This window comes from Paenibacillus farraposensis (assembly GCF_020736845.1).
GTDB lineage: Bacteria > Bacillota > Bacilli > Paenibacillales > Paenibacillaceae > Paenibacillus > Paenibacillus farraposensis.
The window spans coordinates 1-10406 of sequence record NZ_JAFFQR010000012.1; the positions used below are offsets into that span (position 1 = coordinate 1).

At 41.9% G+C, this 10406-nt stretch carries 11 protein-coding genes; 3 read left to right on the forward strand and 8 right to left on the reverse strand.

Annotated features, from left to right (window positions below):
- The 4 genes from JO375_RS02710 to JO375_RS02725 all read right to left on the reverse strand — a co-directional run.
- A partial coding sequence (locus tag JO375_RS02710) for a helix-turn-helix domain-containing protein (RefSeq protein WP_229523031.1) occupies nucleotides 1–523 on the reverse strand: 523 nt, incomplete at its 3' end.
- A 75-nt stretch (nucleotides 524–598) separates the two neighbouring features.
- Nucleotides 599–736 (reverse strand): hypothetical protein, encoded by a 138-nt coding sequence (locus JO375_RS02715; RefSeq protein ID WP_229523032.1) that lies wholly within the window; start codon nucleotides 734–736, stop codon nucleotides 599–601.
- A gap of 212 nt (nucleotides 737–948) precedes the next feature.
- On the reverse strand, nucleotides 949–1524 hold the full coding sequence (locus tag JO375_RS02720) for a phospholipase D-like domain-containing protein (RefSeq protein ID WP_229523033.1): 576 nt from the start codon (nucleotides 1522–1524) through the stop codon (nucleotides 949–951).
- Nucleotides 1525–1535: 11 nt separating this feature from the next.
- Nucleotides 1536–1850 (reverse strand): hypothetical protein, encoded by a 315-nt coding sequence (locus tag JO375_RS02725; protein WP_229523034.1) that lies wholly within the window; start codon nucleotides 1848–1850, stop codon nucleotides 1536–1538.
- Nucleotides 1851–2491: 641 nt separating this feature from the next.
- Between JO375_RS02725 and JO375_RS02730 the strand changes: the two genes are divergently transcribed.
- Together JO375_RS02730 and JO375_RS02735 are read left to right on the forward strand one after the other, a co-directional pair.
- Nucleotides 2492–2851, forward strand: coding sequence for a hypothetical protein (locus JO375_RS02730; RefSeq protein WP_229523035.1), 360 nt, complete (start codon nucleotides 2492–2494; stop codon nucleotides 2849–2851).
- Between the two features lie 319 nt (nucleotides 2852–3170).
- Complete coding sequence (locus JO375_RS02735; RefSeq protein WP_267497660.1) at nucleotides 3171–3392, forward strand: YolD-like family protein; 222 nt, start codon at nucleotides 3171–3173, stop codon at nucleotides 3390–3392.
- 615 nt (nucleotides 3393–4007) lie between these two features.
- Here JO375_RS02735 and JO375_RS02740 read toward each other — a convergent pair.
- The 4 genes from JO375_RS02740 to JO375_RS02750 form a co-directional block, all read right to left on the reverse strand.
- Nucleotides 4008–4331 (reverse strand): hypothetical protein, encoded by a 324-nt coding sequence (locus JO375_RS02740; protein ID WP_229523037.1) that lies wholly within the window; start codon nucleotides 4329–4331, stop codon nucleotides 4008–4010.
- A gap of 1029 nt (nucleotides 4332–5360) precedes the next feature.
- Nucleotides 5361–5720, reverse strand: coding sequence for a helix-turn-helix domain-containing protein (locus JO375_RS02745; RefSeq protein WP_229523038.1), 360 nt, complete (start codon nucleotides 5718–5720; stop codon nucleotides 5361–5363).
- 49 nt (nucleotides 5721–5769) lie between these two features.
- On the reverse strand, nucleotides 5770–5973 hold the full coding sequence (locus JO375_RS24945) for a type II toxin-antitoxin system RelE/ParE family toxin (protein WP_377570929.1): 204 nt from the start codon (nucleotides 5971–5973) through the stop codon (nucleotides 5770–5772).
- Between the two features lie 1008 nt (nucleotides 5974–6981).
- Nucleotides 6982–7584, reverse strand: coding sequence for a recombinase family protein (locus JO375_RS02750; RefSeq protein WP_229523040.1), 603 nt, complete (start codon nucleotides 7582–7584; stop codon nucleotides 6982–6984).
- Nucleotides 7585–7936: 352 nt separating this feature from the next.
- Between JO375_RS02750 and JO375_RS02755 the strand changes: the two genes are divergently transcribed.
- On the forward strand, nucleotides 7937–10045 hold the full coding sequence (locus JO375_RS02755; protein ID WP_229523039.1) for an LGFP repeat-containing protein: 2109 nt from the start codon (nucleotides 7937–7939) through the stop codon (nucleotides 10043–10045).
- The last annotated feature ends 361 nt before the right edge of the window (nucleotides 10046–10406 follow it).

Consider the following 10406-nt stretch of genomic DNA (forward strand, 5'->3'; position numbering starts at 1 on the left):
TTGCGTTTTGACGAACCGTGGAATTCAGAATGCGTCCTTCAACTTCTCTTGATTTTGCAAACTTTACAAAACCAAGCTTCGGGAGCTTCACGAAATTTTCTACAACTGCTATATTGCCGTTGACGCACTTCGTTGTATAGCTCTGCACAAGGTTTCGTTTGCTCTTAAAACGTGGAGCGTTATTCTGCTTTTTGTAATAGCGAGAATAAGCATCTGCCACGTTTTCTACAGCATGTTGTAACGCAATACTATCTACTTCTTTAAGAAATGCATGATTCTGCTTGAGTTCTTTGACTTCTTTGATCGATGCATACTTATCGAAGAAGGAAGATTTCCATTCGTTGGACGGAAGCATGCCACTTTGGTACAGTTCGTTGGTGATGTGCCAGTATTCATCTTGTTTCTTTTGTTTTGCCACGAAGAAATTAAAGACGAAGCGAGCACATCCAAACGTTTGCCGCATGATCTGTGACTGCTCCTTCGTCGGATACAAGCGAAACTTGTAGGCTTTGTGACGAAGCATGATGTCACCCCTTTCTATTTGAGAACAATGTATATTATGCAGAATCAAAAGCTTTAAAATGAAAAGAGCAACGATTCAACCCCCACCTATAGAGGATGGGGTATTCTCGCTTTCTTTGATAAAATCTTTATCATCTTCGAGAAGCATTCTAGCCATTCCAAAGGTAAAGGGAATAAGTAAAATTAACAAAATGGTTAAAATAACTGTCTCCAAAGAATCGTCCCCTATAAGTGTCTCATACTACATTCCCTAACTGGTCACATACCTCCTTATTGTAAACTGTCCTGCCGCCAAGCCAGATCAGTTCACTAATCGATTAGAATATTAGTGGGTTAAAAAATAAGAGCGCCCCATGACTCTCCGTTTTTACCCATACCGTTATTTAACAATAATAAAACCTATAAACTCATTATACAATCAATTAGTTAGTTAAAGGATAAAAAATTTTTATCATCCTTCCACATACTATCGAAAACACGGGTCCACTGTTTTGCCATTTCTCTGTCTGGGATGACGACCAATACTTCATCGTTTCTGCGAACAGCAGAGGCTGAGTAATTAAAGGAACCGGTAGTGACCACCTCTTGATCAGCAATAGTGACCTTTAAGTGCATATATCCACTATGGTGATCTACTTTGATCGGGATTCCAGCATTTTTGAATTTCTCAAGTGCTGCCTTCTGTCCTTTTCCTTCGGATTGATCTTCATCGGTTATAATCCGAACATCTACTCCTCTTTGCTTCGCATTGAGTATAGCACTCACAATACTTTTTTCCGTAATGCTGAAAATAGCAATATCAAGTGTTTTTTGAGAATCTTCTATTACTTGATCAAGTAATTTTTCGGGATGCTGATCTTCTTGAGAGAAAGCATACTGAATACTATGGGATGAAGCGGATGCCTTATTTTCGTTTGGCACGGTAGTCGTTAGGTCTGAACAACTCGTCAACAACACCATAGATAAAACAAATATTATTCCCTTTAATGCCTGTTTTCTCAACCATATCCCCCCTACTGTTTTGGTAGATCATCACTGCTCTTTACTTCAATTTTCGATTCTTTCCCAAATGTCTGTTGAACCCAACCTTCCAGGGTAATACCAAACTTATTTTCGAACTCTTCACGTTCGTCTAATGCTACATAATTATGATGATTAGGGGTGGCATGCAAATAACGGATATAATCACCGTTGGTTGTACAAGTAGCAGCTGCTTGCTTATCGTCAATTTGAGCCGGTTTGAGTTGCCCATAAATAAGACAATGAGTCATGTCGGCACTTAATTTATCACAAATGCGACAGGTTGGATAAAACTGTTTTCTCTTCATAACGTTTGTATCGCCTTTCTCAATATGATGATTGAAAGAAATCTAGTCTGAAATGCTATCAACATATTTATCATATACTGAAATGTTCATTTCTCAAAATAATACGATGAATTTAAGGATTTAAGAAATTTTCTACAGCCCTCAGATCTATTCCATCTGAAAAATACGCAGCTTGAACGAGATCCAGCGGAAGATATTCATCATATTTTCCAAGATAGAGGCTTTCTCTTTCTTAATAGATGAGTTTATGAAGATCCTGGGATGAATTAAACCCTTGAAGTAGCTCCCACAATTCGTTTGGCTTAATACTCCCCTTAATATAGAATTAGTGAGGTTCTACTGTTCTCACAGAAGTAATTCTGACATCTTTGGATGCCTGGAATTTAAGTATTCGTTCTAAGGTACGGAACGCCCTACTCCCTAACCAAGGGATTAAGTAATAACCTCCCTCATCAGCCGGAATTAGATAATCTTGAAGCATTCCCTGTTCTTGTGCATCACGTCTTGCCTGGTATAACCGTATCGTCCGTAAACATCGTAAGATATTCCTCTAATATAGTATTTCCATCAACAAGTAGAACTTATTTTGGATCGTTTATGAAGAAAAGTCTCTATCGCTTGAGGAAACGGCAAGGTTCATTTTGGATAAGCTCAATGTGCTCGTTAAGCATATGATGGCCTCTAACCTGAAGCCTCTGTTGAAACAGGCTTCGTTCGAGAGGTATTTAAGCTGGGGGCTCGAGGACCGCCAAGGGGAGAGAGAGCAGTTCCTTACCGAGCTGTTCTGGGAAATGGATTCGGCCCTTAATGTTCTTCCATCCGGCGCAAAACATCGTTCGGAGTTGAAAGAGGTTTACCATTTTATCCAGAACGAAACTCGTAAAGCGGAACCGAACTTCCCGTTGCTGCAAGCTTCGCTCTACTTTTTGGAGAGAGAGAAAGAGCTTAAGAGTCAGGTCATCCAGTTAAGGAATATTATTTATTCAGGTAGGGTGAGATAGCTTGTTATGTGCAATCAAATCTAACCCCATCGGGGACAAGAATGAAGACTCTAGGGGTGGAGAGAACAATACGCGAAAAAGGTACGTCTAACGTTGTTACGGTTAGCGAGCATTCCGCTAACGGGAAACGTTAGTTGAATAGCAGCGGCAGTCTAATTCTTTATTTACCAGGTCTTGGTCCGCCGCTGCTTTTGTTATGGGGTTAGTCTATAACCTATTTTTTAAAAGTTGACGATTCTTCAATTCAAAAATCGCGTTAAATCAATGACTCCAGTCTAATACATTATTTTCACCGAACAGATGATATTAACAAGCCGTTCTGGATGAAGACCAGCTTCAGAATACCAATGATGTGGTTGCTCTTAGCTTGGAAGAAAATAAAATCGTTGAAGTCATTTATTACGATCATAGATGTTATAAGAGCCTCAGCGGTTGGGTTAAGCGTTGTGATTTGTTCTCCGGGTTCCTGGTACTTGAGCATACTGAGTTGGGGCAAACTCACATCTTCTTGGAGAATATAAAGGATATACAATTCGTTTAGCCCTTCTACGGAGCTGCTCAATTGTCTAAATATGAAAAGCGGCCTTCTATGGTCGCTTTTCATATATTCGGCGTTAATCCCTTGTTTTATGCAATGCAGGCTTTTGTACTTTTCTTTTTTTACGTCACTCCGTATGTACGAAATAGGAATCTTTTTTATCAGCTTTTAACATGGGTGATGTGGTTCGTTTTAAGGTTAATATAGGAGGGCCATCGTTACTGGAGAAATCTAGTCTATAAGTTTGATGGTAGTGGTTTCCTACAATGTCTCTAAACGATACGACTAGACTGAAGTTTTTATACACCATGTCTCGAACCGGCAATATCAAGAACACCTTCATAGCTTCAGTAGGCCGCAAATAGTTTCGCTGACTAAAGAAAGACTTATTCGGGTCTCTTTTTAAAATAATATTCGACGTTTCATCAAAACGAATGAACATCATATCTGTAGCTAGACCGGACCCTATATTCTCAATAGAAATAGAAAGTTGTTTAAAATAGTACATATCACTATCAAATGGTTTATCGAGGTCGTTGGTAAAGAATTTTAAAATCATGTCGTGCCTTAGAATATCACCCTGTTCAAACCTTTCTTCTTCTGATAATTTGGCATCTTTTATTGCAAATTTAAAAAGGGTAAACTTTGGACTCGCTTATTTTCACTATTCGTCTTCCGATTTTCTTTAAGTGTTTCGTTAAAAATAAAAATAGTCACTGATCCGCTAAGGAATGCCCCGAACATACTTCCATAGAATCCAATCCAATTGCTTGGTGGCAGTGGCTTTATCCAATTCGGTAAATGTATTGATAAGATCCCGTAAACAGCCATCGCTAAAGAAACACTTAAAGCTAGTAACAAGATAACCATCCATCGAATAGAAGAAAAATACTCTCCCTTTCCAATGGATTGAATCATTTTTTTTGAAAAACGTTTTAACATAATAACCTCTTTCTAACATACATTTTTAAATATATCTTACTGGAATGTACAATTGGATGCTACTTGAATTATCATACCGTTCAGAGAGGCAGCCCCTGCCTCTCTTTTTGACTTCAGCCAACCAAGTCGTGTAAATTTAGCCTATTAATAAAATTAGCAAAGGCAAAATTAAATATATATTGGTATTATTGGATCAAAAAAAGAAGCTCGGACCTCCCAAGCTGACATGATTGAAAAACTACGCTCATTAGTCCAAAAATATCCTGGCTATTCACATAAACATTATGCCAGAAACCCAAATATTTCCTAATGAAAGGTTAAAAAAATGATGTAAATGTAGTATTACATTTTTCAGTTGGGGAGGAATAATGATATGAAAGGGTATTGTTCGCGATTATAAGAGTAAATACTCCTTGGCGTAAAAATACTGAAATCTAATTTATGACCAATGAAAGGCGGTATTTATAATGGATGAATTATATCAGCTAAAAATCTCACCTACCTCTTGTCCGATAATCATACAATGGGCTAAAATGTGGAGCTGCTACAGCTCAAATTTACAGAGCATGCATGGGAAGAAATACTTCTTCTGTCTGATTACCTACACGACACGGCACAAGTTATATACCAACAGCAGCAAGATGCTCGCTTTTTAAATGAACCTTTTGAATTAAGTCTGTAGTGATCCTGCTTAACCTTCTCTCTCGCTTTGTCAATCGTGTAGCCACGACGAATATAATGATCTTCTTCTAAATACTCCTTATGCCGATCAACCTTTTCTGGCATTGTTTCTGGACTTATACCATAAAACTATTGCTATGTATTGAAAAGACCAGCCGTTAAAAAACTGGTCTTTTAGGATGAAAAGGGGCATCCGAAAATGTTTTTTCGGAATAGCCCCAAACTGTTTGAATTTATCTACAGAGTAGTTTCATTGTAAGTCCTCCATAATTTATTTAATAATTTTTGTATTTCAAAGTTTAATTCAAAATGCTTTTATTTTATTTCACTCTACAGACCACGTATTACTCACCCGTCTGAATCTCGATTTAAATTATCTTTTGGAATTAATTTAAGTTCCATATCTAAGGCAGTCATTAGCTTGAAAAAAGTATCTAGTCTGGGCATTGCATCTCCTTTCTCAATTCTTGCAAGATTAGCCTGAGTAATATTTACACGTTTAGACAACTCATCCTGAGTTAACTTCAGATCTTTTCGGCGCATTACCAAACTCCCGATGAATTTGATAAACACATCATTTTTAACCCGTTCCTCATTATCAAGGAACTGATTCCGAACATCAGACCAATGAACGAAATCTCCAGTTTTGTTTTCCGTCTTGAGTCGACTCCTTTCTCTTATCATTTTTCCTCCTATTTGGATCACCATTCACGTTCTCACCCCTTAGAGGGGAGCAGGGGGAACTTCCCCCCCACTCTCATTTGTGCCCGAACCGTTTAATCCAGTCGCTGTATCGTTTCTTAGCAATAGCCTTTTCGTTGTCAGGAGTTTTCCTTCCCTTTTTACGAAATGCATTTGTAAGAACAAATTTATCTCCCCAAACAAAAAAAATGAAGCGGTAATTCCCCGGACGTAGTTCCCAGATTTTACCCTCAATGTGTTCCACATACGGTTCTCCGATTCGCGTACCATATTAGCTAACGAGACCTATGTATTGGTCCAACTTCGAGATTTCCTTCTTCTGAAGGGTGGAAAGATAATCAGCTACTGGATCGTAGTCACGGGCATCAAAGAAGTGTAAGAACTCCATGAATGATGCCACCTTTATTATCGAGTTTTATTCGGATAGTATCCGAATAGTAAAATTATATCGTAAACAATATTAAAAATCAAATGTAGAGCTGCTATATCTCAAATTTACAGAGCATGTATGAGATGAGATACTTCTTATGTCCGATTACCTACACAGCACGGCACAATGTATATACCAACAGCAGCAAGATGCTCGTTTTTTTGAATTAAACCTGAAACGGCCCTACAGAACCACTTGCTGCTAATCTCTCCCCTAGTCACAATGGTTTTTTTATCTTTGAAGTTTCAGTGTGAATTTGTTTGCGTAATATTAGCCAGCAGGTTCTTGAAAAAGAAAATACATAACATTATCCAACTTTTAGGATAGACAATATAGAATAGGTTTAGGCAAACCGCCAAACTTCCTCCTACGGGCCTTCAATTTGTATGTTCCTATATCATCTCATTATTGTATGCTACGATAAGATATCCTTTTTCGCGAGCATATTTTATTGTGTTTCTAATCCGACGCTGAAATTCCAACGGTGATGTAACCTTTCCGATATGAATTTCTATTGTATTATCCCAACGAAAATAGCCGTAAATATTCGTCCCTTTACCAGCAACCTTTTAACCACCAAATTATTCGTATTAAAGCTAAGCAATCTAAGAAGAATACCATAATGTCGATTGACAACCATGGAACTGGTGCATGACCTAAATACAAAAATAGTCCAACGAGAAAACTAAATATAAAACTGCAGAAGACAGTTTCAAGTGAACGTCCTTGATAAAGCCTGAAGCAGAATTTGAATCTCTTAAACATTTCATCCCACCAATCTCTTAAATATTCATACCATGCCATGGGTTTTCACCATTTGATCATCATAATAAAAATTTAAAGTTGTTCTTCTTCATATTCCCTCAGACGCCTGTAGAATGTAGTCCTCTTCATACCGACTTTTTCCATAGCCGCTGTCGCTGTCAAATGACCGGCTTTCCAATCTTTGTAGGCCTGAACAAACTTATCGTCGATTACTTGTCTAGGTCTACCAAAGGTTACTCCGGCTGCTCGTGCAACTTCAATCCCCTCTGCTTGCCGCTGCCTGTTTTTCTTCCTTTCCTGCTCAGCAACATACGCCAAGAGACTCAGAAACTGGTCTTCCATTACTTTGCCAAAGTCACCCATCGTTTTAAATTTTCGAGAATCAAACAGTGTTTCGTTATCCAGGCATACGATGTCAGCACCGATCTCTCGCGTGATATACTTCCATTCGCTTATGATTCCATCGTAGTCCCGGCCCAGCCTATCCAATGCGTCTAAATATACTAGGTCCCCCTCTCGAATCAGCAGTCGCATGGCCTGATATTTTGGTCTTTTAAAGTCTTTGCCGCTCATCCTATCGACAAATATGTATCGTTCCTCTACTCCCAACTCCCGGAACTTGACGAGCTGCCGTTCTGGATTTTGATCTTTGGCGGATACTCGACCATATGCAATCTAGCAGGAAAAATTTGAAAATACCACTAAGAGTGCCATCACTTATCCTTCCCCTTTTCGATAAGAGAATAAACTTTTTTGTCCTATAAGTAACCTTCGTAGAATACTCTGGCTTGAGGCATAGAGACGCAACCTATTTGGGCATAGTAATAGCATACGCTGAACCACAGCCCGAAGGACGTCGGGACCCGATGAAGGGGATCTGAACTGAGTATTATGCGGATCAGCATAATACTCAGAATCGATGGGGTGGTTGACGTAAATTGCTCAGATAAACATCTGTATGGCCATGTTATTGCCGAAGCCGAGGTGATATGATGAGCAGTACAATCAATGCGATAGGAGTAAGACAATGACCATTATCGACTTCAACGACCTCCCTCCTGAAACGCACGTCCAGTCACAATACGCGGATCGTGGTGTTGTGTTCCCAGACGGTGCTTTTATCGAGGGGGGCACTCTGCAGGCCGCTAAAACTCTTGGTGTTGAGTTCCCAGCACATTTCGGTCCCCTGATTATGGAGTTTACCAGTCCACAGAGACACGTACGCTTCTATGCAACTACTACCTTGTCGAACATCGCATTCAATGGAACCCTACGTGCGTTAAATGCTAGCGGTGTGATCATCGCGCAGGACGGCCCAAAGTTAGTCCAACCGCACGCGTTTACGACTGCATTCGAGGTCAATACTCCCTCGTCGTTGATCATGCGCGTCGAATTCGAAATCGGTAGCCAGGAAATAGAAGTGATCGACAACCTAGAGTTTGAGGGAGAACCGCCAGGTCCTCTTCCTACAAATCCGCCGGTGGTACGAATTACGTCCCCAGCAACTGACGCACAACTTGAAGTGACGCCGATCATCTTGACAGGTGAGGTTAGCGGAGAAGGACTCTTACCAACGGCTACACTCAAGCTGACTTACCGAGTCCCACCGGATTCAACAGCGCCACCGATCACTACCTTGCTGCAACTGTCCGGATCTGGTTCAACGCGCTCCTTTTTAGTGCCTATGGGGTTATTTTTGGGGCCACAGGAGATTAGCATTGAGGCTCAGAACACCGCGGGTCTTACGGGAACTAGCACAGTACACTTTACGTACTTACCGCAGAAGATTCGTAGCCGCTATGCGTCTGAAGGGGGTCTCGGAACCTTTGGCGATTTTCGATGGGGTGATGGCATTGAAATTGCCATCTACGAGCGTGGGGCCATTTGGGCCGGCGAAAACACTAGTCAGGTAATCCTAGGACAAATCTTTAACAAGTGGTTATCTAGCCGTGGACGACTGGAGCGCCCGACATCTAATGAAAGAGATGCTCTCGGCGGTGCTAGGGCTCAGGACTTTAGAAAGGGTCGAATTTACTCTGGCGCAATGGGAACTTACTTTGTCCCGTCCATTTTTGTGCATGCCATCGACCAACTTGGTGGCGAGAGTGCTACCGGGCTACCTATCGCCGATCCCCGTACGTCTCTCGCAACAGAAACCTGGCTATTCCAGCAGTTTGCACGCCCTAATCAGCCAGGCTTGCCCTCCACGTTAGAGATTAAGGGTAGCCCCTCTACGCTTTGGGTAGAGCGTCAGGGCGGTGATCTCTCTGAACTCGCGGATGTTAATGCTCCATTAGCCGAAGACTCACCCACACTTTGGCTGCAGTTCCCTTGCAGTGGGACTACGGATACTGGGCCTTGCAACATTGTCCCACCTACGTCAGCGCCGCCGATCGAGAATGCCGGCCAGCTTTATTGTAATGGAACCACTTACCCTTGGGGGCCGCCAGAATGGCAAGCTATTGTTGGTAACTACGTCCTTACCCCCATGCTCGGCATTGTCAAGAACTTTGAGCCAGCCGAATGGGATAACCCGCTGACGCATGAGTGGGACGATGGGCCCCCCTTTTTCTCAAGCGACTGGGTGATTCCTGTCCGGCCGCTGCATCCGTACAGAAGTCTCCTTGCCGACAACCGTTTCCTAATGGAAGTTGAAATTGAGAGGCACTTCCTGAACTACTACATTGCTGAATGGGGGTCGCCTCTTCGTGGAGATCTCTTGTTTGTCAGTGGACGCTGGATCATCGACTGCGGACATAGCCCTTATAACTCGGAGATCCATCCACCTTCGATCCTGGCGTTCATGCGTACCGGCACACACAACGGCAAGCCAGCGACCGTGGCGACAGTGTTCGTACTTGGGTTCTACACAGGCGATCCTGTCGAGATTGACATTTTCCCCCCGCCACGCCCGTCGCCGAATGCTACAATCGTCGCCACCGTGCAAATGGGTGGGGAAGGCCTTTTGGACGTGACTATGGACAACACTCTTGTCTCCTCCAGTTTCATTCGCTTGCGTTTCACGGCATCTCCACGACACGTCCCCGTCACAGACGCTGGGGAGATGAAATGGCAAACCGGGAGGGGCGGCTCAGTTCGGTGGTACGTTTCCTGGACCGAACCCAGCGGTGCCTAACCACGCACAAGAGCCGCAACAACCTCCATTCTCCTCGCTCTGGATGTTGGCGCGGCTCAACGCGGGCTTTAGCCCATAAAAAACTGAAGGAAGCAATAATGAACGACTATTAGAACGATACGCAGTTTGAGACAAGTCCTATGAGACATTGAGAAGTCTTTAAAAGGGGATTCATTATGTATCAAAAAGCGACTTTACTTTATTGAGATTGTGAAGGATTGTATGTAAACTAAACCTGTTTATTGTAAGTCCGACCAAACAACAAAAAGGAATAAACAGATGCAAACCCAATATTGAACACTCCCACCACTTAGCTAACGCTTGAAGTGGGGGATTCTTGGGTCATCAAACCTATCGGTTT

What these genes read in the sequence shown, in the direction of transcription:
- JO375_RS02725 (WP_229523034.1), bottom strand. Translation starts at nt 1,850, where the DNA reads ATGAAGAGAAAACAGTTTTATCCAACCTGTCGCATTTGTGATAAATTA.
- JO375_RS02740 (WP_229523037.1), bottom strand. Translation starts at nt 4,331, where the DNA reads ATGTTAAAACGTTTTTCAAAAAAAATGATTCAATCCATTGGAAAGGGA.
- JO375_RS02745 (WP_229523038.1), bottom strand. Translation starts at nt 5,720, where the DNA reads ATGGTGATCCAAATAGGAGGAAAAATGATAAGAGAAAGGAGTCGACTC.
- JO375_RS02755 (WP_229523039.1), top strand. Translation starts at nt 7,937, where the DNA reads ATGACCATTATCGACTTCAACGACCTCCCTCCTGAAACGCACGTCCAG.